The 23,870-nt window shown below is 43.0% G+C and carries 18 protein-coding genes; 8 read left to right on the top strand and 10 right to left on the bottom strand.

Annotation, left to right across the window (positions count from 1 at the left end; genetic code table 11):
* Nucleotides 1-40: 40 nt before the first annotated feature.
* The 8 genes from V3V99_09270 to V3V99_09305 form a co-directional block, all read right to left on the bottom strand.
* Nucleotides 41-502, bottom strand: a complete 462-nt coding sequence (locus tag V3V99_09270) for a hypothetical protein (GenBank protein ID MEE9442841.1) — start codon at nt 500-502, stop codon at nt 41-43.
* A gap of 79 nt (nt 503-581) precedes the next feature.
* Nucleotides 582-1,436 (bottom strand): pantoate--beta-alanine ligase, encoded by an 855-nt coding sequence (gene panC, locus V3V99_09275; protein MEE9442842.1) that lies wholly within the window; start codon nt 1,434-1,436, stop codon nt 582-584.
* Nucleotides 1,433-2,254 carry a 3-methyl-2-oxobutanoate hydroxymethyltransferase gene (gene panB / locus V3V99_09280; protein MEE9442843.1) on the bottom strand — a complete coding sequence of 274 codons (822 nt, stop codon included), beginning with the start codon at nt 2,252-2,254 and terminating at the stop codon, nt 1,433-1,435. The genes panC and panB overlap by 4 nt, the downstream gene beginning before the upstream one ends.
* A 17-nt stretch (nt 2,255-2,271) precedes the next feature.
* On the bottom strand, nt 2,272-2,934 hold the full coding sequence (locus V3V99_09285; GenBank protein ID MEE9442844.1) for a deoxynucleoside kinase: 663 nt from the start codon (nt 2,932-2,934) through the stop codon (nt 2,272-2,274).
* The gene (folK, locus tag V3V99_09290; protein MEE9442845.1) at nt 2,927-3,430 is read right to left on the bottom strand and encodes a 2-amino-4-hydroxy-6-hydroxymethyldihydropteridine diphosphokinase; all 504 of its coding nucleotides are present in this window, start codon (nt 3,428-3,430) and stop codon (nt 2,927-2,929) included. Before folK ends, V3V99_09285 begins: the two co-directional genes overlap by 8 nt.
* Nucleotides 3,423-3,821: a dihydroneopterin aldolase gene (gene folB, locus V3V99_09295; GenBank protein MEE9442846.1), complete on the bottom strand. Its 399-nt coding sequence runs from the start codon at nt 3,819-3,821 to the stop codon at nt 3,423-3,425. The genes folK and folB overlap by 8 nt, the downstream gene beginning before the upstream one ends.
* Nucleotides 3,814-4,983, bottom strand: a complete 1,170-nt coding sequence (locus V3V99_09300; GenBank protein ID MEE9442847.1) for a pyridoxal phosphate-dependent aminotransferase — start codon at nt 4,981-4,983, stop codon at nt 3,814-3,816. Before V3V99_09300 ends, folB begins: the two co-directional genes overlap by 8 nt.
* Nucleotides 4,976-5,689 carry a class II aldolase/adducin family protein gene (locus tag V3V99_09305; GenBank protein ID MEE9442848.1) on the bottom strand — a complete coding sequence of 238 codons (714 nt, stop codon included), beginning with the start codon at nt 5,687-5,689 and terminating at the stop codon, nt 4,976-4,978. Before V3V99_09305 ends, V3V99_09300 begins: the two co-directional genes overlap by 8 nt.
* 283 nt (nt 5,690-5,972) lie before the next feature.
* Here V3V99_09305 and V3V99_09310 point away from each other — a divergent pair, with 283 nt between their 5' ends.
* The 6 genes from V3V99_09310 (at nt 5,973) to V3V99_09335 (ending at nt 20,845) form a co-directional block, all read left to right on the top strand.
* A complete protein-coding gene (locus tag V3V99_09310; GenBank protein ID MEE9442849.1) occupies nt 5,973-6,284 on the top strand; it encodes a hypothetical protein in 312 nt (103 codons plus the stop codon).
* A 67-nt stretch (nt 6,285-6,351) separates the two neighbouring features.
* Nucleotides 6,352-9,285, top strand: coding sequence for a sigma 54-interacting transcriptional regulator (locus V3V99_09315; GenBank protein ID MEE9442850.1), 2,934 nt, complete (start codon nt 6,352-6,354; stop codon nt 9,283-9,285).
* A 106-nt stretch (nt 9,286-9,391) separates the two neighbouring features.
* Nucleotides 9,392-12,223: a M28 family peptidase gene (locus V3V99_09320; protein ID MEE9442851.1), complete on the top strand. Its 2,832-nt coding sequence runs from the start codon at nt 9,392-9,394 to the stop codon at nt 12,221-12,223.
* Between the two features lie 34 nt (nt 12,224-12,257).
* Entirely contained in the window at nt 12,258-15,098 is a 2,841-nt protein-coding gene (locus tag V3V99_09325) for a M28 family peptidase (GenBank protein MEE9442852.1), read from the top strand.
* 28 nt (nt 15,099-15,126) lie between these two features.
* The gene (locus V3V99_09330; protein MEE9442853.1) at nt 15,127-17,955 is read left to right on the top strand and encodes a M28 family peptidase; all 2,829 of its coding nucleotides are present in this window, start codon (nt 15,127-15,129) and stop codon (nt 17,953-17,955) included.
* Nucleotides 17,956-17,989: 34 nt separating this feature from the next.
* Nucleotides 17,990-20,845 carry a M28 family peptidase gene (locus V3V99_09335; protein ID MEE9442854.1) on the top strand — a complete coding sequence of 952 codons (2,856 nt, stop codon included), beginning with the start codon at nt 17,990-17,992 and terminating at the stop codon, nt 20,843-20,845.
* Nucleotides 20,846-20,897: 52 nt separating this feature from the next.
* Here V3V99_09335 and V3V99_09340 read toward each other — a convergent pair whose 3' ends face one another.
* The gene (locus V3V99_09340; protein ID MEE9442855.1) at nt 20,898-21,257 is read right to left on the bottom strand and encodes a hypothetical protein; all 360 of its coding nucleotides are present in this window, start codon (nt 21,255-21,257) and stop codon (nt 20,898-20,900) included.
* 165 nt (nt 21,258-21,422) lie between these two features.
* Between V3V99_09340 and V3V99_09345 the strand changes: the two genes are divergently transcribed.
* A complete protein-coding gene (locus V3V99_09345) occupies nt 21,423-22,046 on the top strand; it encodes a superoxide dismutase (GenBank protein MEE9442856.1) in 624 nt (207 codons plus the stop codon).
* A 62-nt stretch (nt 22,047-22,108) separates the two neighbouring features.
* Here the strand turns inward: V3V99_09345 and V3V99_09350 are convergent, their stop codons facing one another.
* A complete protein-coding gene (locus V3V99_09350; protein MEE9442857.1) occupies nt 22,109-22,600 on the bottom strand; it encodes a DUF2934 domain-containing protein in 492 nt (163 codons plus the stop codon).
* A gap of 265 nt (nt 22,601-22,865) precedes the next feature.
* Here V3V99_09350 and V3V99_09355 point away from each other — a divergent pair, with 265 nt between their 5' ends.
* Nucleotides 22,866-23,642, top strand: a complete 777-nt coding sequence (locus V3V99_09355; GenBank protein ID MEE9442858.1) for a methyltransferase domain-containing protein — start codon at nt 22,866-22,868, stop codon at nt 23,640-23,642.
* Nucleotides 23,643-23,870 lie beyond the last annotated feature (228 nt).

A 23,870-nucleotide genomic window follows, 5' to 3' on the forward strand; every position in this document is an offset into this window, starting at 1 on the left:
GTTGATTCAAACTCACCCGTAAAATAACAATCGATTAATCTCAAAAGAAATATCGAATGCCGATAGCTCCTTCGATGTCAACGTCTGTCTTAGGATTCAAATCAAGAACCGGAACTAATTCGAAGAAGATTCCGAGAGGTGTATTAACCGGTAGATATTCCAGACCGACCGGAATGCGCACGCCGATAATATCATCATCCGGGCCTTCACCAAATTTCATTCTACCGCCAATTCCGAAATAAACCGGCAATTCACCCTTTTGTACTTTTATGGCGGTAAAGTTGTGAACCAGGTAATCAAGGTGGAGGTGGAAGGAATTTTTTTCATCAAGGGACCAGGCCGCGGCCCCGGCAAGGGCTGTTTTTCCACCGGTCCAGAGTTTGAATGAGGGTCCGGTCGGTTCTCCGATGATGATGCCTAAGCCAAAATCTCCGTCTTTTGATATCGCGGACCCGGAGAATATTAAGACTACTAAAAAGAGAGTCGGTATTACTTTTTTCATTTTTGGTACTCCGTTTTTGCCTTGTTATTCAATAAAATCGATACTCATGCACAAATGTAGCTTATTGATGGATATGAAATCAACTAATTTTCATGTTATCGATTAGACGCACCGGACCGATTTTGACGGCCAACGATACAACGGTATTTTTATCGATCTTTTTTACCGGTCGGAGAGAATTCATTTCTGTAAACTCAATGTATTCAATATTTGCTGAAGGAGCTATCGTTGAAATAATACTCTTCATTTGATTTCTGATTGTATTGACATTTTTTTTTCCCGAAAGATATGTTTTTCTGGCATAAGTTAATGAGAGATATAAAGCGCGGGCTTCCCGTCGCTGGGTAGAATCCAAATAGTTGTTTCTTGACGACATGGCCAAACCGTCTTTTTCCCTGACAGTTGGACAAATAACGATTTTTATGGGCCAATTGAGGTCGGCGATCATTTTCCTTATGACCATAGCCTGCTGATAATCTTTCATACCGAACATGGCAAAATCGGGCTGAGTGATATTAAATAATTTGGTCACGATTGTGGTCACACCTCGAAAATGATCGGAGCGTTGTTTGCTCTCTAATAAGGTTGTCAGGTTTTCAACGTTTACGAAGGTTTCAAAATCATCCGGGTATATGTCTTTCATTTTGGGAATGAAGACGATCTGCCCTCCGGCGTTTTTAATTTTTTGAATATCTCCTTTTTCATCTCGAGGATAAATGTCAAAATCCTCATTCGGTGAGAATTGTGTGGGGTTGACAAATATTGTGGTAACGACAATATCAGCTTTTTTCAAACCTTGTTTTAACAGGGACATATGGCCGTCATGGAGATAACCCATTGTCGGTACTACGGCGATTGTTTTTCCGGCGCGAATTAATTTTCTTGAAAGAGCGCTCTGGGATTTGATACTGCGGATTATTTTGAAATTTTTCATTCCATGAAGGATTCTTCTTCGTTGGGATAATTTCCGGATTTAACGTCATCCACGAACTGCCGAGCGGATTTGGCAATTTCTTCGGCGACATTCGCATAACGTCGGACAAAGCGGGGCTTGAATTCTTCATATAATCCAATAATATCATTAATGACGAGGACCTGACCGTCGCAATAAGGCCCGGCTCCGATTCCGATGGTAGCCATTTTTACCTGTTTGGTAATTTCTGCGGCCAGCGGGGCGGTCATGAGTTCCAGCACACACGAGAAGCAACCGGCTTCATTGAGAGCCTGGGCTGATTCTATAAAGTAATTTCGGCCTTTTTCGCTGCGTCCCTGAACGCGGGCTCCTCCGATGCGATTTATAGATTGGGGCGTTAATCCGATATGACCCATAACGGGGATACCGAGTTCGATAAGTCTTTTAACCGTGGGTACGATTTCGATCCCCCCCTCTAATTTGACGGCTTCGGCTCCAGCTTCTTTGAGGAATCGTCCGGCATTGACAATTGCGGTTTCCCGAGAAGATTGATATGACATAAACGGCATATCGGCTATGACGAGAGTTCTCTGGGAAGCGTCGGCCACGGCGCGGGTGTGGTAGAGCATTTGCTCCATTTCGGCGGAAAGGGTAGTGTTTTTGCCGTAAATAACCATATTCAATGAATCGCCGACTAAGATGGAATCAACTCCGTTTTCCTCAAGGATTCGTGCGGTGTAATAATCATAGGCGGTTAAAACTACAAGTTTTTCGCCTTTGCGTTTCTTTCGGAAAAAGGTTCGAGTCGTGACTTTATTATTTTTTTTAGTTACTGACATCTTTGCGCCTGTTAATCCTATAGAACCCGGTTATCGATATCCCCTGCGGGGGCGTAATACATCGTTTGGGGTTGGGGCTTTTTGATTTGTTCAATTAAGTCATCCAGATGATGGGGATTTTTGATGAAATCGATGCTATCGGTTTTAACGACGAGAAGCGGAATATTGGTATAGTGAAAGAAGAAGGAGTTATAAGCATCGTTGAGTTCGTCGATATATTCGGCATTAATCGGTTTTTCGACAGATAGGTTTCTTTTACGAATCCGTTTAAGTATGACAGGAGTTGAAGCCTGCAGATAAATGACTAAATCCGGCCGTGCAATATCTCGCTTTAGAATCGAGGCCATTTTTTCATAGAGAGCGAATTCCCGTTCTGATAGAGTGACGGAAGCGAAGAGAGCGTCTTTCTCGAAAATATAATCGGCAATTATATGCTCGACGAATAAATCACGTTCAATCAGGGATTGAAGTTGCTGAAAGCGAGACAGGAGAAAAAATATTTGGGTGGGGAAAGCATATCGCTTGCGATGTTTATAGAAATCGGCGAGAAAAGGATTATTGAAAGTCTCTTCAAGCATAAGATCGGCGTTGATTTTTTCCGCCAGTAATTTGGCGAGGCTGGATTTCCCAACGCCGATTACTCCTTCAACGGCAATGTAACGAGGAATATCGTCAGGCACCGGTCGCCTCCTCAAAAGGCACGACACTTTGTTCTCCAAGATTTTCAATTAAATTCGCCAGGGGCCGGTGATCAATCGGATCAATAATATCGGGTTCAATTTCTTTCAAGGGAATCAGGACAAATGCTCTTTGTTTCATGCGCGGGTGTGGAATTTCGAGGCGTTCGTTCTTAAAGATTCTATCACCAAAGAGGATAATGTCAATATCAATAACACGATTAACAAAAAAGCCTTTTCTTCTTCTTCCCAGCGATATTTCGAGCCGTTCGGCAACATCAAGAAGTTGTACGGGTTTAAGGGCGCATTCGAGCTTGATGAGTTTATTTAGAAATTCGGGACAGCCTTCAGGGCAATCGAGGGGAACGGAACGATAAATCGACGATTCCGCCAAAAGTTTCAATCCCATAGATTCGGCCAGTTTTGCGGTGGCTTTTTTTAGGTAGCCGGCGCGGTCTCCGAGGTTTGAGCCGAGCGATAAAAAGACAATTTCATTCATTATTTTCCTCCGGGGGAAGGAGTTTTTCCGGAGTCGGCTGGCGACGCGTTACTTCCACTTCAATATAGTCAATATTCCCGTTTATGGGAGGCATAATTTTCCGCGTTTTAATGGTTACCTCAATGACATCAAAGGCATTCAAAATCTCATCGGCCAGATATCCGGCTAATCCTTCCAGGAGGGAGAAAGATTTGTTCTGGACGATTTCCGCGATGAGCCGGTAAACCGCGGAATAGTCAATAGTATCTCCCAATTCATCGGTTTTTCCCGGTTGAACCAGGTCAACCAATAGTTCACAGTCAACTTCAAATCGCCGCCCGGTTTCTTTTTCCGAGGCGGAAACCCCATGATAACCATAAAACGACATATTGACAAGCCGTATTCTATCCATCAACAGATTTCCTTGTTTTTTGGAAAAATCCTCCCGCGACTGAAATCGCTTTTTCATAGACTTCCGGCCGCGGAGTCAATGAAAAGCGAATAAATCCTTCGCCGTTTTCGCCAAAGGCTATCCCGGGCAGGACTAAAATGCCGCATCTAAGATATAAGAGGCGACAAAATCGGCGTGATTGCTTACGTCCCGGTAATTTGGCCCAATAAAAAGGTCCCTGTCGAATCCGGGCCGGCATAATACGAAGTTTGTCGCAGAGCTGATCGGCCAGCTCCCGATTATGCGCAAAATGCGCTTTTAACTCGTTCAATCGCTTTAAGTAATTGTCAAAAACCCCAATTGCGTCATTAATTTGCAGTGATATTGGAAGTATTCCAAGTCGGGAGGCGATATGCTTTAGTGAAGAAATCAGGGCAGGTTGGCCAATGGCAAAACCTAACGACGGAAGAGATTTTCCGAAATTGTAAGAATATGAATACAATTCAAGCCCAACTTTACGCCCGCCGGGAACTGAAAAGAGAGATGCCGAATGATCGTTCTCCTTGAATCCCTCAAAGGCTTGATCGAGGATTAATATTAAATTTTCTTTCCTCGCAGTACGCACCATCTTGGTCAGGTCTTCTTTATTAAGAGATTGTCCGGTGGGATTGTGCGTTGAATTTAATACCATACCACGGGCAACTCGAATCAAGCTTTCCGAAAATCCGGATAGAGCGGGTTTACAGTCATTTCTTTCGAGGAGATGATAAGGAACCGCTTCGGCGGAGGCTAATGCCGCGGCAGCACGGTAGTGCCAGATGCCGGGATCGGGGATGAGGAGCAGATCGCCCGGATTTAAATAGGCCAGTGAAAATAAAACAAGAATTTGCCGGATGCTGCCCCCAATATAAATTTCCTTAGCAGGAATGATTTTTGCTCCAAACCTTTCCAGATACCAATCAGCTGTTTTTTGAGACAAGTTTTGTAAATCAATTTCCGAGGCGGCAGTAAGGCTGTTTGAATTGTGCTGAGGATCAGGCTCATTGCGCCATTTGAATCGAGCCAGATCCAAAATTTCATGCCGGATAACCTTCCTTTTTGTTTTGCGTGGCAGGAAATCATCCACGATAGAAGGAAGATGATAAAGCCGGTCGGCCTTTTCGAGTACAAGTTTTCTAATCATTATTGTTCTTTCCGCCTTTTGTTTTTCCTGAAATGCCTGACCCCGCGGCCGGTTTTTTGGATTCTTTGATAGTCAAGAGCTTTTCCACTTCAGATTCGGATAAATAGTCGATATTTCCCAGCTGACGGGAAAGATATAGTATTTTTGAATTGTGTTCTACTATTTCGAGTAGATTTAACGCCGAATCCAAATCTTTCCCAAAACATACAAGCCCATGATTTTTTATAATTATGGCGTCACATTCTTCAATAAATGGGGAAATAGATAAAGTAAGTTCATCGGTTCCGGGAGTAGCGTATTGGGTCACTGGGATCCTACCTGCCGAAATAACGGTTTCAGGCAAAATGGCATTGTTATCCGAGATTCCGGCAACTGAGAGAGCGGTAGTAAATGGCGGATGGGCATGAATACAGGCGGAGATGTCATCGCGGTTATTATATGCAAAAAGATGCATTCGGAATTCTGATGATGGTTTTTGCTTTCCTGAAACTTGAATTCCGGCCAGGTCAATAGTGACCATATCTTCGAAAATGAGAAATCCCTTATTTTTTCCCGAGGGAGTAATCATTATATTTCCCGATTCCAATCGCAGAGAGATGTTTCCTTCGCTTGCCACAATTAACCCTTTATCATATAGAATACGTCCTACATTGGCGATTTTTTCGAATGCGAGCGAGAATTTTGATATAGGATTCCCAGATTTCACACATCAAAATAACCTATTATGCCACTGAAAGTCAAGCGATTATATGAATTTGCGATTTTGTAATATTTTTTTCCCGTAAGATCAGTAACTGGTTGGGGAGAAATATTGTTAATAATTAACAGCAGAAACTGCGTCGCATAATCTGCGAATTTATAAAAAATACTTGACAAGCCATTTGTAAAATAGTAAGTTACGGGTGAGCAAAATCTGCGAATATCTACTTTGAGAGTTGCCACTGTTCTTTATTTTGATAATTTAATAATTTCTATAGGAGGTAGGTACCATGAAGGTATCAAAGATGACTCGGATGCTGTCTTTTGTATTCTTGTTGTTTGCATTCTTTGTGTTTTATCCCGGTGTCACCAAGGGTGAACATCCCTGGGATGAAAATAACCTGAATCCCGGGAACCCATTAGTTGAGCCACCGCCGGTTATTGAAGACCCGACGGTGACAGATGATCCAGACGTAGATGATCCCGATCCGGGCGATGAACCGCCTGAACCGGATGGAACATCAATCAACAGCAATTGGTGGGAAAGTCTTTGGGATTGGATGACAGGTAATTCGGCTGGCACGAATGCGTCAGCAGGTTGATAGGTGTACACACATTATGATTTAATGTGTCCGTAGTCTATTTAAACTAACTTCAGAGGATGCAAAAATGGACAATACCTCACAACATACGGCAAGACTAAGCCCAAGGCTGTTGGAAATAGAAGGTCTATTCAAGCAGCGGAAAATCAGGCAGGGATTGTCGGCGTTGGATAAGCTGGATCAGGTTGAGTATTCGCCTGAGGGCTTAGATTTGGGGCTATATTCTTTGCTATTGGCCGAGCGAGGTTATTATGACAATGATTATAAGATGATGCTTGATAATTGTCGCGTGGCTTTGGATGAGTTAGGTACAACCAGTCTCAATTACCGGATTGGCAGACTTCAGTATTTGGTTTATCTGGCTTATTCATCTCTTGGTGATTTGAAAGCCGCTGAGCAAGCGGCGCGCGATTCGTTGGCATCGTATCGCCGGGTAAAAGACGACGCCGGTATTATTGACGCCTATAATGCTCTGGGCAAAATATATTTTATCCGATCTGATTATGGCACTGCCGCAGAATATGTCAACGAAGCCATCCAATACTCGGCGCAAGATTCTAAGAAAACGGTTCAGTTGTTGGGAAACCTCGGTCGAATTTATCTTTTAACGGGCGATTTGGATAAGGCTCAGGAAAATCTTGAAAAAGCCCTGAATTTGGGCAAAGAATTGGAACTGGCTTCTTCAATCGTCCTAAATCAGCTTTCTCTTGGTTATCTGTATATTCGGCGGCGGCATTTTTATCAGGCCGGAATTGAGTTGACCGCCGCGGATAATTTAATTCGCGAGTTTGGTTTTAAGCGAGAGAGAGTGATATCTCTCGAGTACCAGGGCGAGTTATGTTACGAGAAGCAGGATTTTGTGGCGGCCAAGAATCATTTGGAAGAAGCGATTTCGTTGGCCAATGAACTGGCTCCTCAATCTACGCTTATGAGTCAATGTTTGCGACGCTTTGCGGAAACTGAATTGGAACTGGGGCATGATGATGTGGCGATGCGTCATGTACAAAAGGCGTTAAACCTGGCGAAAGAAATAGGCGAGAAATCAGAGATTGGTATGTCGCATCGGGTAATATCGGCCATATTTTTATCACGCGGAGAAAGCGCGGACGCCCGGCGTCATGGTTCGATGAGTATCGATATTTTACGCGAGATCGGAGATAGTTTTGAATTAGGTCGTTCAATAATTCAATACGGCGCTATTCCACCGGCTGGAGTAAGTATCAGCGACCGCAAGGCTATTCCGTTATTACGTGAAGCGGAAAAGATATTCACGGTTCTCGGCGATGATTATTATGTATCTCGGTGTCGCTTTGAGCTGGGCAGATTATGCTATCATTTGGGGAAAAATGGCGAGGCGCTTGAATACCTAAAATTATCTTATGAGGGGTTCCGCAGTATCGGCGATAAGGCCGGGGCAAAAACTGTAAGCGATTTTCTGGATTCGTTGTCTCGGAACGCCGTTATAAGGGCGCTTTCAAACAAGAATGAATTTAAATTATTTAGCAATCTTGTTTCCGGCTCAGAAATTGAGAATATAAAAAGCGGCCGGTTAGAAAATCTGCTTGAAATTCTATGTCGGAAAATTCAAGCCGACCGCGGATTGATTATTGATTTATCTGAAAACGGCCATCCCGAGATAAACGCCTTATACGGATTCGAGGAACCGGACTTCGAAACGGCGATATCCGGATTTTCAGAACTTATAGAAGAAGGAATCATTTCTGATAGGCCAATATTGGTATTGGATGGCTCAAATGGAGCCGAGTTTATGGATTTGGTTCCGACGCCGGAAAATGATATAGCCTGTTTGATAGTTTTACCCCTGACTCTTGCCACAGAAGTAATTGGATATATTTATCTTGACCGCATAAGCCAATCGCCTGGAAAAGGGATAAATCCGTTTAGTCAAAATGATATTGATTTTTCGGTAGGGTTTGCCGATTTAGTCGCGTTTAAGACGGCAGATTTGCAGAAGGAAAAACTATTGGAAGATAATTTGCGATTGAAGGCTCAGTTATTGGAAACCTGTGCTTTCCCTAATATTATCACCCAATCGCGGGCGTTTATGGAGATATTGGCGCGCGTTCGTCAAGTGGCAAATTCCAATATGGCCATTTCCATTACGGGCGCGACCGGAACGGGTAAGGATTTATTGGCCAAGGCCATTCATTATAATTCAGCTCGACGCGATAAGAGATTTATTTCCGTTAATTGCGCGGCGTTACCGGAATCTCTTTTGGAGTCAGAGTTGTTCGGCTACAAGAGGGGAGCTTTCACCGGGGCTGATCGTGATAAACCCGGTTTATTCGAAGAGGCTGACGGCGGGACTTTTTTCCTTGATGAAATTGCCGATATGCCTTTATCGCTTCAAGCCAAGGTGCTGCGCCTTTTGGAGAATATGGAAATTACTCGTCTGGGAGATACACATCCACGGAAGGTGGATGTACGTGTGATTTCGGCGACGAATAAGGATTTGAAAAAGGAAATGGAGCAAAAACGTTTCCGAAGCGATTTGTATTATCGTTTATGCGCTTTGCATTTCTCTATTCCGCCTTTGCGGGAACGTAAAGAGGATATTCCACTATTGGTAGAGCATTTCCTTGACGGTAGTAATTGCCAGGTTATGCCGGATGCGATGAAATATTTAATTGATTATGATTGGCCGGGGAATATTCGGGAACTTGAAAATGAAATCAAGAAAACGGTATTGTTGGCTAACAATGAAGGACCAATAACCTCCGCTCTGTTATCGCGGAGAATTCTTGGTGAGGATCAGAATAATGTGATGAGAATTCCTAACGAGGAAGCGTATTTTACCGAGGGCAGCTTTTCTCTTTATGACTATATCGCTGAATTTGAGAAGCGATTTATTGTTAAGGCTTTAAAAGAACAGCGTGGGGTCAAAAAGCGGGCGGCTGACTCTCTGAAAATACCGGAGTCAACCCTGCGCTTAAAGCTGAAACAATACGATATCGACCCGAAAAGGCTTGATATAAATTGATTGCGATTTGAGAAAGAGATAAATACAAAGAGGCCCGTCATAATACCGGCGGGCTTTTTTTGAATATATACGCGTAATAAAACCTGTGGATGGCCAGGAGGAATCTGTGAGGAATTTATATTGGGTATTATTGATACTGATTTTTGCGTTTTCGTTATCTCATGGAAACGATTTATATAGAATTAGATTGTCAGAACATGCAGATGCCGAATACTTGAATTCATCGGAAACTTTACCAATTGCCGTACTGTCCCAGGGCTATTTAATTATCGCTGATAAATCGCAGGCGGCTTTAATAGAATCTCAGGGTATAGAAATATTTTTAATTGAAAGTGATGTTGTAATCGACAAGCTGGTTTTTGACATGCGGCATGATGAACAGAGCGAAGGCTTAGATGATGTAGTGTTTGAGGAAGAGGGGATTCGGATATTACGTCTGGATTTGAGCGAGAAATCGCTACCGGGTAATGAGTTTGATTTTATGCCGGTGTTTCAAATACATGCTAATTTTCAATATTTTGAAGTGGTAGACTTAAATATCGATAAATTATTGTTACCTCCGGGATTGGACGATTTGATTGATTCGGTAAGTAGGTCCAATCTTTTCTCAAATACAAGAAATCTTCAAAACCTGGGAGACAGGGTAGCAGGTTCGGCCGTTGGTGAAGAAGCCCAGAATTGGATTTATAATAGACTAAGTTCTTTTGGGTATGATTCGTTATATCTGGATGAATTTACGGTTTATATCCAGGGAGCAAATAGAGATTGTCGGAATGTAATAGCGGTTAAACCGGGGCTGGTAACTCCGGAGGCGAAAATTGTAATCGGGGCGCATTTCGATGCCGTTCCCGGTTCGCCGGGAGCCGATGATAATGGTTCGGGAACGTCAGCGGTCATAGAGCTGGCAAGAGTATTCAAGAATATCGAGACGAATCTAACGTTTGTTTTTGCTCTTTTTGATGCCGAGGAATATGGATTACATGGCTCCCGTCATTACGCGAATAATGCTTATTCCAATGGCGAAACAATTATATTTATGATTAATCTGGATATGGTTGGCGCCGAGGATAATGATGAAGACATGGTTAGAATTTATCATGGGGATGATTTAAAATATATCAATATTCTCCAGCAATTAGCGGATTCATTATTGAATTTTGACGCTTCCAAGGCGGGTACTTCATCTCGCTCCGATCATTATAGTTTTCAATCTTTGGGTTATGACGTTTCGTTTTTTCAAGAATGGGTATTTTCAGATGTATATCATACTTCAGGTGATAATACCAACCGTATGGATTTTGGTTATATGACGGATGTAGTAAAGATAGCAATGGCGACGGCCTATTCGGTAGATTGGTTGGCGTCACCGAATCGTTCGGTGTCGGTAACATATCCTAACGGTTTGCCATTGTCTTTTGCGGCGGATGAATTATCATCGTTTGAGGTTCGTGTTGAAGGGATTCACGGCGGTTCGGTTGTGCCGGGAACAGCCGAATTTAATTGCTCGATCGATGGCGGAGATTACGTTACGGTTCCGTTGACTGAGAAGAGCGCAGGTCTTTATGAAGTTGAGATGGAGGGTTATCCGGCGGGAACTCCAATATCCTATTATGTCAACGCACAGGAAGCGTCGACGGGTTTGATTTCAGGCGAAGTAGAGTCGAAGGCTAACGCAGGATCATACTTATATTTTGAGTCATTAGTATTTGAGGATGATTTTTCATTGGACGAGGGTTGGACGGTCGAGGGTGATGCGGTTGTCGGTCAATGGGAACGCGGGATACCTTCGGGAGATGGTATTAATGGCGACCCCGTGGAAGATTTCGACGGTAACGGCTGGTGTTATTTGACGGGTAATTCATCAGGGGATTCTAATGTAGATGGCGGTAAGACTTCACTTATTTCACCTGTATTTGATTTATCGGGCGGTTATGGCGAGGTTCGTTATTCGGTGTGGTTTAGCAATAGCCTCGATCGCGAGGATTTATTTCATGTATACGTGAGCGGAGATGAAGGTCAAACATGGGTCAAGACAGGAACTCTGGGTCCTTTTTCGGATGACGCTGCCGGAGGTTGGCAGAGTCGTTCGTTTATCGTCAATAAGTATATTGATTTCAGTTCGACCGTGCGGGTGAAATTTGAAGTATCTGATTACGGCAAAGAATCAATGGTAGAGGCGGGATTGGATGGAATTAAGGTATTGCTTCACAGTTCTGAGTCGTTTGAGATTCCGGAACAGACATTTTTGGAGTGGACGAAGAAGCAGCCTTTTTCGGCGATCTTAAAGGCAACCGGGGGAGTTGGCGTTCGGAGGTGGAGTGAAATTAATGGCAGTTTTAGTCTGGTTGGTTTGACGTTAAACCCGGATGGAACGGTAGAAGGTTCTCCGACGAGGACCGGTCAGTTGAGTTTGTTGGCTGAGGCTTACGACGAGGTGCTTAATACGGCTCAGCGGACATTGTCGTTCATGGTCAATGAGCCGGTGGCGTTGCATACGTTCAGTTTGCCAGGTGGTATGATTCGTGAGAGTTATTCTCAGCAATTGGATGCTGATGGCGGTACGGGTGAGTTAATATGGATTGATAAGTATGGAGATTTGGAGGAGACGGGATTGAGTTTATCATCGACAGGATTGGTCTCGGGGGTGGTAGAGGATCCCAGGTTGATTGGTTTCACGGTTTACATATCGGATATAACAGGTAGTGATCAGGAATGGACGTATGAGATGAATTTTGAATATATCGATGGTGACGCCAACGGAGATAATACGGTAAATGTGGGGGATGCGGTATTTATCATCAATCATGTTTTCAAGCAGGGTCCGTCTCCTTATCCTTACCTTGCGGCGGATACGAATTGTGATGGAGATGTAAACGTCGGTGACGCTGTTTATTTGGTGAATCATATCTTCAAGGGTTGGCCGGCACCGGGTTGTTGAGGTTTAGATGTGGGGCTAAGAAAGTTGATGAGATATGAAGAATACATTACTATTGGTTTTGATAGTACTAATTCTCAGATCATTATCTATTAGCGCTGATTTATATAGGATTAAATTATCGAGTCATGCCGACGCGGAGTATTTGAATTCGACAGGTGTAGAGCCGGTGGCGATGCTGTTTCGTGGATATTTAGTAATGGCGGATAAATCTCAAGCGTATGAGATGGAATCCCGCGGGATTGAGTTAAGGTTAATAGAAGCGGGCGTAGACAAATCGTTCCTTGGTATTGATATGCGTCGCGATCGTAAGAATGTAGACAGGTTTGATTTGATATATGAAGAGGGGGCATTTCGTTTATTTCGCCTTGAACCAATGGAGAAGTCCAGGATACTGACTGGTACTGAGATCATGCCGGTAGCAGATAGGAATATTATCTTTACTTATGTTGAGAGTGTTGAGTATGACGAAAGTTCGTATGTGCTGCCTGGCGGATTGGAAGAATTGATAGGGCAAATAAGCATAGATTCTCTAGTTGCTTTTTCCGAACATCTGGAATCTTATATGGGACGCGTTACGGGTACCATTGTCAATTTCCAGGTTCAGGAATGGCTTTCAAACAAATTTATAGAGATGGGTTATACGGATGTATATTACGACCGGTTTACATTTAATTTTGATGGCTCAACGAAGAATTGCCGCAATGTTATTGCGGTCAAGGAAGGGACAAAGTATCCGGATCATCAAATAATCATTGGGGCTCATTATGATACATATAGCGGATGGGTTTTTGATACGGGAGTTTCTCCCGGGGCAGATGATAATGGTTCAGGAATGGCCGCTGTTTTGGAAATTGCAAGAGTTCTAAAAGATATTGAAACAGATGTGACTATCCTCTTTATTTTATTTGATGGCGAGGAATTTCTTTGTAAGGGATCTGGCCATTACGCAAATGAGGCTTATGCACGAGGTGATGATATTATCTTTATGTTGAATTTGGATATGATAGGAGCCCGGCGTAATGGAAGCTCGGTCTATATTAACCATGGCAATGATATGAAATACGCCTATTTATGCGAGTTACTGGGAGATACATTACTAAATATTAATGGACATTTTATTACTGAATACGCCTCGGATCAAAGAAAATTCTGGGAAGTTGGCTACAATGCTCTCATGATTCATGAGTATGAATTTTCTGAAGTTTGGCATACTGTTGATGACCTTGTGCAATTCTTAACGTATGACTATATGACATCTATGACCAAATTGGCATTGGCGACCGTTTATTCAATTGATAATATTGCCTCACCCAATCCCTCGCTTCTGATAAGTTACCCGTTGGGATTGCCTTCTTCATTGCCTGCGGGCGAAACATCGTTTTTAGAGGTTCAATTGGAGGGTTTGTATGGCGGTGAGGTTATGCCGGGGACTATCAACTGGCATTATTCAATTTCCGGTGAGAATTACGTTACGGTACCGATGACAGAGAAGAGTTCAGGAATTTATGAAGTCGAAATTCCAGGAATGCTATCCGGTACACAAATATCCTATTATGCCGATGCTGAAGAGATCAACACAGGTGTTGTTTCAGGGGGAAATATAGCATCGGCTGACAATGCATATTATTTATATCCTGAACAATCTTTGTTTGAGGACGGTTTTGCCCAGGATTTTGGCTGGCAGGTAGAGGGTAATGCTTCTGAGGGGATCTGGGAGCGTGGCATACCTGAAGGCGACGGATTAAATGGTGATCCATTGGAAGATTTTGACGGCGATGGTTGGTGTTATTTAACCGGTAATAATATCGGAAATTCTGAGAGAGTAAATGGAGTGACATCTCTAATTTCTCCTATGTTTGATTTATCGGATAAATATGGCGAGGTCAGATACGCGATATGGTTTGAAAACGGACCTTATCGGGAAGATATAATGTCTGTCTATTTGAGTGGAAATGGGGGGATTGATTGGATAAAGGTTGATTCTATCGGCCCGGTTTCAGGGTGCGGGGGGAGTTGGCAAACTCGATCGTTCCTGATGAATTTCCATATCGGCAATAGTTCACAAGTCCGAGTGAAATTTGTTGTCTCCGACTATAATCAATCAGGCATTGAAGCCGGTTTGGATGCATTCAGAGTTTTGCTACATAGTTCAGATCCATTAGAAATACCCGATCAAGCTTTTTCGGAATGGACGAAAGGGGAGCCATATACAGCGCAGGTGTATGCCATTGGGGGGTTAGGTGATATTGCATTTAACGATATAGACGACAGTTTTAGTTTGGCCGGATTGGTATTGCATAGTGACGGATTGATTGAGGGGCAACTGACAAAAAGCGGTCAATTGAATTTGTTGGTTGAAGCCCTCAATGAAGTTGGTAATAGCGCAATGGGTATGATATCCTTTTTGGTCAATGAGCCGGTGGCGTTGCATACGTTCAGTCTTCCGGGAGGGATGATTCGTGAGAGTTATTCTCAGCAGTTGAATGCTGATGGCGGTACGGGTGAGTTGATATGGATTGATAAGTATGGAGATTTGGAGGGGACGGGATTGAGTTTATCGTCGACGGGATTGGTCTCGGGGGTGGTTGAGGATCCCAGGTTGATTGGTTTCACGGTTTACATATCGGATATAACAGGTAGTGATCAGGAATGGACGTATGAGATGAATTTTGAATATATCGATGGTGACGCTAATGGTGATAATGTAGTCAATGTTGGTGATGCGGTATTTATTATCAATCATGTTTTCAAGCATGGTCCGTCTCCTTATCCTTACCTTGCGGCCGATACTAATTGTGATGGTGATGTAAACATCGGTGATGCGGTTTATTTAGTGAATCATATCTTCAAGGATTGGCCGGCACCGGGCTGTTAAATTAAATCTTAGAGAAGGACTGTGTATTTTGGTTAAGATTACATCGTCGTTCCTCATACTCCTGGTATTTGGTTCGATTTCATTAGCAGATGATCTTTATCGGGTCAGTTTATCGAGTCATGCCGACGCGGAGTTTTTGAATTCGACAGGAATACATCCCGTCGCAAAAATATTCCAGGGATATTTGATAGTCGCCAGCGATGATGAGGCTATGGCTATTGAAAAAGCGGGTATAGAGATTGAATTGCAGGCAGATGATATTGAACTTGATAATCTGTATATAGATGCCCGGCGGGATGGTAAATTTATTGATGAGTTTCCGACTGTTTATGAAAAGGATGAATTGCGATTGGTATCGGTGGCAGGTTTAGATAAGTCTGCGGTGGATTTACCCCATGAATTATGGCCTGCATATGATACGAATTTGAGCTTTCAATATTTTGAATCGAAGGGCTATAATGCGCATGCCCTTTATAATGCTCCGGACCTTGAATATATAATGTCTCGTGTGAACACTGATTCTTTAATTTCTTATGCGGAAAGATTGCAGGCATTTAATGGCCGAGTTGTTGATACAGATTCCAATTATGCGTCAAGTCAGTGGATTTATGACAAGCTGGGAGAATTTGGATATGTTTCTCAGTTCGATGATTTTACATTCACAAGATATAACGGTACCGTAAACGCGCGAAATGTTGTTGCGATAAAAACGGGACTTGCCTCGCCTGAAAATCAGATAATTTTATGCGCCCATTTTGATGCTGTGCCAGGTTCTCCGGGTGCCGATGATAATGGCTCCGGTACGGCCGGAGTATTAGAACTTGCGAGGATATTGAAAGATATTGAAACCGATTTATCATTTGTTTTTATATTGTTTGATGCCGAAGAAGTAGGGCTTTACGGTTCATATCATTACGCCGGGGAGGCATTTACCCTAGGGGATAATATCGAATATATTCTCAACCTGGATATGATAGCTCATTATCCGAATTCGGATAGCGCCAACCTGTTTCACAGTGATTTTCTGGAATACGCCTATCTATGTTCTCATTTAGGTGATTCGTTGCTGGATTTGACAGTTGAATTTGGCGGAACGTCAGGTGGTTCGGATCACTATCCTTTTTCGACTTATGGCTGGGAAGTCGGTTTTCTGGCGGAACGCATATTCTCCGATGTTTATCATAGTAGTCACGATAGTACAACTTATATGAATTTCGAATATATGACCAGGATGGTGAAGCTGGCAGCCGCGACTACTTATTCAATAGATTATGCCTTTATTCCCGAGCCGTCTCTGACAATAGAGTTTCCGGACGGAGTCCCTCTCACAATTCCGGCTGATGAGCAATATTTGTTGCGAGTTGATATAAACGAGTTATATGGCGGTCAGCATATGGCTAATAGCTGCCAGTTGCATTATTGGGCAGAGGATGGAACATTAATAACAGAATATATGACTGAGGTTGAATATGGTCGGTATGAGGAGGATTTCCCTGCATTGGAAAGCGGTTGTTATTTTGATTTTTATATTACGGTTCAGGATACAGATGGTTTTTCGTTTGCTGCCGGATCGCCTGATAATCCTTATCGCGCGATATCACTTTATTTTGAAGGAGTATTGTTTTCTGATGATTTTGAGAGTGATTTGGGGTGGTCGGTTGGAGGTAACGCGTCGGATGGAAATTGGGAAAGAGGAATCCCGGGAGGTAGTGGCAATGATGGAGAACCGACATCGGATTATGACGGAAGCGGTTCATGTTTTTTAACGGGCCCAACTGAGGGTTCGGATGTAGATAATGGCACGGTGTCGCTTTATTCCCCTTCGTTTGATTTACTTGACGGTTATGGACTGGTGAATTTTTCTTTTTGGTTCAACAACGGTTCGCCCAAGTCAGAGACACTAAACATCTATTTGAAAAAACAGGGTGTTGATCAATGGGTTTTGGTAAAATCGTTTGGACCGGTCGAGAACGCTTCCGGCGGTTGGAACGAATATTCTTTCTGGGTAAACCATATTTATCCTGCGGGAGGAATATTCGATCTCAGGATTGACGCCGCCGATGAGGGATTTGATTCCCGGGTAGAAGCCGCGGTTGACGCTTTTTCGGTTACCAAATATTTGCCGGATCCGTTGACCATTTTAGATAATGTTCCGGTTGACTGGACGATGGGACAGCCATATTCCTTCCAACTAAACGCCGAAGGCGGCGTTGGCGAATATCTCTGGGCTGATTACAGCCAAGGACTATTGCCGTTTGGGTTGTCGATTTCTCTGGAAGATGGATTAATATCCGGTATTCCGACCTCTGCAGGTACGGTAGATTTCACCGCGTGGATAGGTGACGAAATGTATAATAATTACGAAAAGTCTTTTACGTTTACCATAAATGAATCGGTGAGTATTGATACGGAAACATTGCCTGACGGCGAGGTGGATATCGCCTACAATGAATTGCTCGAAGCCGATGGAGGTACCGAGACAAATACATGGACAGAAGTAGGTAACGGTCTTGAATCAACCGGACTAACCTTATCCGATAATGGGATATTATCAGGTATTGTATTGTCATCTCTGGAGATTAATTTTACCGCTCGTGTTGAGGATGTTACCGGAAGTTATGATGAACGGGAATTTTCGATTGAATTTGTATATATTTATATTCCCGGTGACGCCAATGGTGATAATGCAGTCAATGTTGGCGACGCCGTATTTTTAATTAACCATGTATTTAAACAGGGACCGGCTCCATATCCGCTGGTTTCCGGGGACGCAAATTGCGATAATGACGTTAATGTCGGCGATGCCGTCTATATCATCAACCACGTGTTTAAAGGCGGTCCCGAACCCGGGTGTTAGATAAAATAAATAGGTGCATGAAAGAAGGTGTGGTATGAAGAACAGGGTGCTTCTGTTATTGATACTACTGTTTCTTAATTCTTTATCATTTAGTGATGATTTGTATCGGATAAGATTAACCAGTTCACAGAGCGCTGCATATTTGAATTCATCGGGGATTGAAGCAATAGCAATGCTTCTTCGCGGTTATTTGATATTGGCGGATGGGAATCAGGCGGAAGCGATGGTGTCGCATGGAATAGAATTGGAGTTAATCGAGTCAGGCGTGTTTAAGAGTCAACTTGGCATTGACCTTCGTCGCGATCGCAAGAATGTTGAAAGGTATGAGTTGCTTTATGAGGAGGGGGAGTTTCGATTATATCGGATTGCTTCTGATGCGAAGTTGGAAATATTACTTGGTGATGAGGTGATGCCCGTACGGGGAGATAATATAGTATTTTCATATATCGAGAATATTGAATACGATACTGATTCTTATGTCCTGCCGGTCGGATTGGACGAGTTAATTGGACAGATAGATGAGGCCGCATTATTTTCAAATACAAGTAGGCTGGAAAGTTTTAGTAACCGATTTGCAGGCTCATTGGCAATGGATACTGTTCAGGAATGGTTAATGGATAAATTTTATTCATTTGGATACGATTCAGTTTATTTAGATCCTTTTGAATGCATTCACGCTGGTTACGGGAATACTTTGTATTGTAACAATGTTATCGCAGTTAAGCCTGGTATAAAACATCCAAATTGTCATATTATTGTTGGCGCCCATTTTGACGCCGCTGACTTATGGTATACTGGTGGTGAAGGTTCTCCGGGTGCGGATGATAATGGATCGGGGACGTCTGCGGTTTTGGAGATTGCCAAAGTATTAAGGGATGTGGAAACAAATATCACTTTTGTCTTTATCTTATTTGATGGCGAGGAATTTGGGATGAGTGGTTCCTACCATTATGCCAACGAGGCATATGCCAGAGGTGATACGATTGTGTATATGCTTAATATAGATATGATTGCGGCCGTAGGCAATGAGAGTGAGGCAAATCTCTATCACGGCGATGATATGAAATTTGCAGAATTGTGTAAGTACCTGGCCGATACCCTATTTAACTTTAACGCCTATTTGCTGGGTCCTTACTTTTCAGATCAGAGGCCCTTCAGGGAGCTTGGTTATACTGTTACATTTCTGCGGGAGTACTATTTATCAGATTACATTCATACACCAGAAGATTTAACGATTCATATGGATTTTGACTACATGACCAAGATGACAAAGATAGCATTGGCGACGGCATATTCGGCTGATTTTTTAGTTATTCCGATTCGTTCGATATCGGTGACCTATCCTGAGGGTTTGCCATTGTCGTTTCCGGCCAATGAGTTATCATCTTTTGTAGTTCAGGTTGAAGGTATTCATGGTGGCTCAGTTGTGGCAGGGACAGTCGAATTGCATTGGTCGATTGATGGCGGGGATTACGTTACGATTCCATTGACTGAGAAAAGCGCCGGTCTTTATGGGGTTGAGATGGATGGTTATCCAGCGGGGACCCGGATTTCATATTATGTGACAGCCCAGGAGTCAGCGACGGGTCTCATAAGTGGCGAAACGGAGCCAAGTGCGAACGCGGGATCATATTTGTATTTTGAATCATTATTATTTTCAGATGATTTTTCGTCAGATCAAGGGTGGATAGTCGAGGGTAATGCTACGGCCGGTGATTGGGAGCGTGGGATACCTGTGGGAGATGGCAGCTATGGTGATCCGATTGAGGATTTTGACGGGAATGGTTGGTGTTATATAACGGGGAATGCTATTGGTGATTCGGATGTAGATAATGGTGCCACATCCTTGATATCACCTTCGTTTGATATGTCAAGTTATTATAGCGAGGTAAGATATGCGGTTTGGTATAGTAATAGTATAATCCGTGATGATTTATTTGATGTATATGTGAGCGGTGATGACGGGCAGACATGGATTCAGGTTGATACTCTGGGTCCTTTTCCCTATGACGCAGCCGGAGGTTGGCAAAGTCGTTCGTTTATAGTTAATGAATTTATGGATTTCAGTTCGACCGTGCGGGTGAAGTTTGAGGCCACTGATTATGGCATGGAGTCGACGGTTGAAGCGGGATTGGATGGATTTAAGGTATTGCTTCATAGTTCTGAACCGTTTGAGATACCGGATCAAACACTACCTGAATGGACGAAGAACCGGCCTTTTTCTGCCCGACTATACGCTACCGGGGGTTTGGGTAACCGGATATGGGTTGAGCGTGAAAGTAGTTTTAGTATGGCCGGCTTGACGTTAAATTCGGATGGGACGGTTGAGGGTCAGCCGACGACTACCGGTCAGTTGAGATTATTGGCGGATGCGATTACCGAGATATTTAATACTGCATCAGGCACAATATATTTTACAGTCAATGAGCCGGTTGCATTGCATACCTTCAGTCTTCCCGGGGGATTGATTCGAGAGAGTTATTCACAGCAGTTGAATGCCGATGGTGGTACGGGTGAGTTGACGTGGATAGACAAGTATGGAGATTTAACCGGAACGGGATTAACCTTATCTTCGATGGGTTTAGTCTCGGGAGCGGTTGAGGATCCAAGATTGATAAGTTTTACAGTTTATGTATCTGATATTACAGGCAGTTGGCAGGAGCGGACGTATGAGATGAATTTTGAATATATCGATGGTGATGCCAATGGTGATGATAATGTCAATGTCGGCGATGCCGTATTTTTAATTAACCATGTATTTAAACAGGGACCGGCTCCATATCCTCTGATATCCGGGGACGCGAATTGTGATGATGACGTTAATGTCGGCGATGCCGTCTATATCATCAACCATGTGTTTAAAGGCGGTCCCGAACCCGGGTGCGACTGATTGTCAGATAATTGGAATTACTTAATAAGCAGCGAAACAACTATTTAATAATTTATTTGTCTTCGATTACTTCATAAACCGTATCGCGAGTAAAGAAATAGGGTAGGCCTTGAAGGCAACCGCGACTTTCCGTACAAACGCAAAATAACTTCGTCTCAAAAATCGCGATGACCTGCTCGCTGGGGGAGCCTGGTTCCAGATCGGAATAATATTTACCGACTTCGATGAGCCGTTTTGGCTGGTCATGATATAGGGGATTGACGCCCAAAGCCGCGATTTTTTTATCTCGAATGGGGTAGCCCAGGGTTTTTTCGAGGTAAGATTTTATTTCCCGACGCTTTTGTTCGTCTATTGTTGATTTTTCTCGCATTTTCTTAAAGATTTCATGATGGTCTGATTTTGTCAAGGCCAATGGCTTTTTTTCTTTTACCGTTAGCTTTAATTATCTAATTTTCGGGAACATTTTAATAACTGGACTGTTATAATCCATAAAATAACTGTAGAAACCGTAAATAACTTAATTGCCTAATACAGGGGTTACCTGGCAGGCTTAATTGGGAGAAATTGGAGGTTTAACATGGCTTATAAATTACCGGAATTACAGTACTCATACGATGCGCTGGAACCGCATATTGACGCGCGGACAATGGAGATTCACCATAGCAAGCATCACCAGACTTACGTTAATAATCTCAATGCGATCGTTGAGAATCATGCCGATCTGGCGAAACAATCTCCGGAAGAATTGCTGGTTAATTTGAATAACATTCCGGAGAAAGTTCGGACCGGGATTCGCAATAATGGCGGCGGAGTTGCCAATCATTCGTTTTTCTGGAGTATTTTGAAAAAGGACGCAGAATTTAGAGGCGAAGTCGCTGAGGCGATCAACGCCAAGTTTGGCAGTTTTGAACATTTCAGGGAACAGTTTACTCAAGCCGCTCTGGGACAGTTTGGCAGCGGCTGGGCGTGGTTGGTGGTCTCGGATGGCGATCTGGAAATTATGGCGACGGCTAATCAGGATACTCCTTTGAGTTATGGCAAGACACCGATCTTAGCCGTAGATGTTTGGGAACATGCCTATTACCTGAACTACCAAAACAGGCGCCCGGATTACCTGAAAGGGTTTTTCAATGTCATCAACTGGGATAAAGTTAACGAGTATTATCGCGAATCTGTCAAGAAAAGCGCAGTTACTCCCTAACCTTCGATCATAGCCGTACCCAATTTAATTGGATACGGCTATATTTATGCCTGGAAATAAAGCTAAGTGGTCAAAGATTCTTCGGTAAACCGCAATCTATTTTCCGCTTCAAACCAGTCATCGATATCGCGGCCATTGTCAGCGCCGCGATTTTGGTATAGCGAGTAGGCGACTTTTTCGACTACCCCTCCCGCCTTGCTTCTGTCCTGATCTCCGGATATCTCAAGCATCAGTTCGGAACCGTTTTTAGATTTTACATGAAGCGACAAACTCAAGCCGTTTTTTTGTTTTTCGATTTGAATAGTATCCGGGTCGGGTAATGTTACTTCCGGAATGGCCAGATTATTGGGGTCCCAGCTTGCCGTATAAAGCTGAAGGCCATTGATAAATCTACCCTTTTTGCTTGGTTTGATGCCTAAGAACGGTTCTAAAGGGATAGTTTCGCGATTTTGGTGCATATCCCGAAGTGTTATCCTGGCATGGCGGTATTGATTTTCAAGGTTGAATCGTCGGCAAAATCGCTTCCAATCGGAGCGCTTAATTTCCTTTACCATACGTACCTCTTAATGATATTGTTATAAAGAGCCTATTTTTAATATCGGATTATCCTGCAGCGAAATTAATCTCTGATGAATAGATAATTGTGAAATCCGCATACGTTTTACGATTGTCAGAAATCACTATTTGATCAGCAATACCGCTGAAATTGCTATTTTTATTGTTATGGCGGTTAAGGAATAATTGATTTTTATTTATCTATGGTTACCATATCAGTTAATGAATGCATAAAATGACAGCCCAAGCCATAAAGAGCAGAATATGAAGAATGATAAGAAAAATCTGAAAAAGAAAGAACATAGCTGGTTTCGTGAGTCATTTTCGGATGATTATTTATGGCTCTACGCCCATCGTAATGACACGGAGGCCTTCCGGCAGGTCAAGGCAGCGGTGAAATTACTGCCCTTTGAAAAAGGGCAGAAGATACTTGATGTGGCCTGCGGAGCCGGCCGGCATGTTTTGGCCTTTGCCCGTCTGGGAGCCCGTATGACCGGAATTGATTTATCGCCGGTGTTAATCAGAGCCGCTCGCAAAAAGCTTAAGGAAAAAGGCATTCAGGCAAAATTGATAAATCAGGATATGCGCGAGCTTAATTTTCAAGATGAATTTGATGGCATAACGATGTGGTTTAGCTCTTTTGGATATTTTCCTACCATGGTTGATGACAGGATTGTATTAAGAGGGGTTCATAGGGCGTTAAAATCCGGAGGCTGGTGGTGGATTGATTTGCCAAATCCATCCTGGTTAGGGAAAAATCTCATAGATGAATCCAGGCGAATTAAAAACGGGCCGTATGGAAAAGCTCATATCTATGAAAGTAGAAAAATTTCCAGAGGGAGAGTTATAAAGAATATAATTGTCGAAGACCAGCGGGGAATAAATGAATATGTAGAAAGTGTACGTCTCTACCGCCCGGAACAGTTTGGATCATTAATAAAATCGGCAAAACTGAAAGCGATTGGAGTGCTTGGTGACTATTCAGGAGGAGCTTTAACGGCCGAAAAACCTCGTCAGATATGGTATGGCCTCAAAGAATAATAATGCTGAATAGAATTATTGATTTCAAATTTTTGCAGATAAAGGTTCAATGATTTCAACCGAAATTAATAAAATGGCACATTAATGCCCATATCTTTGCGTATATATGCCAGATAAAGGAATTGTCTCCGGCTGGATTTCAAGGGCTGGTTTAATCAACCCTTCGAGAAGCGTATGCATTTGTTCTTTCTTTAGTTTTGCAGCTGGGAAACCGAGAATGATTAAATA

The sequence above is a fragment of the Candidatus Zixiibacteriota bacterium genome, from assembly GCA_036480375.1.
GTDB lineage: Bacteria > Zixibacteria > MSB-5A5 > GN15 > JAAZOE01 > JAZGGI01.

Excerpts from the sequence above, each read along its gene's own strand:
- panC (MEE9442842.1), bottom strand. The coding sequence starts at position 1,436 with ATGAAAAATTTCAAAATAATCCGCAGTATCAAATCCCAGAGCGCTCTT.
- V3V99_09315 (MEE9442850.1), top strand. The coding sequence starts at position 6,352 with ATGGACAATACCTCACAACATACGGCAAGACTAAGCCCAAGGCTGTTG.
- V3V99_09270 (MEE9442841.1), bottom strand. The coding sequence starts at position 502 with ATGAAAAAAGTAATACCGACTCTCTTTTTAGTAGTCTTAATATTCTCC.
- V3V99_09325 (MEE9442852.1), top strand. The coding sequence starts at position 12,258 with ATGAAGAATACATTACTATTGGTTTTGATAGTACTAATTCTCAGATCA.
- V3V99_09355 (MEE9442858.1), top strand. The coding sequence starts at position 22,866 with ATGAAGAATGATAAGAAAAATCTGAAAAAGAAAGAACATAGCTGGTTT.
- V3V99_09335 (MEE9442854.1), top strand. The coding sequence starts at position 17,990 with ATGAAGAACAGGGTGCTTCTGTTATTGATACTACTGTTTCTTAATTCT.
- folK (MEE9442845.1), bottom strand. The coding sequence starts at position 3,430 with ATGAATGAAATTGTCTTTTTATCGCTCGGCTCAAACCTCGGAGACCGC.
- V3V99_09345 (MEE9442856.1), top strand. The coding sequence starts at position 21,423 with ATGGCTTATAAATTACCGGAATTACAGTACTCATACGATGCGCTGGAA.
- folB (MEE9442846.1), bottom strand. The coding sequence starts at position 3,821 with ATGGATAGAATACGGCTTGTCAATATGTCGTTTTATGGTTATCATGGG.
- V3V99_09300 (MEE9442847.1), bottom strand. The coding sequence starts at position 4,983 with ATGATTAGAAAACTTGTACTCGAAAAGGCCGACCGGCTTTATCATCTT.
- V3V99_09350 (MEE9442857.1), bottom strand. The coding sequence starts at position 22,600 with ATGGTAAAGGAAATTAAGCGCTCCGATTGGAAGCGATTTTGCCGACGA.
- V3V99_09310 (MEE9442849.1), top strand. The coding sequence starts at position 5,973 with ATGAAGGTATCAAAGATGACTCGGATGCTGTCTTTTGTATTCTTGTTG.
- panB (MEE9442843.1), bottom strand. The coding sequence starts at position 2,254 with ATGTCAGTAACTAAAAAAAATAATAAAGTCACGACTCGAACCTTTTTC.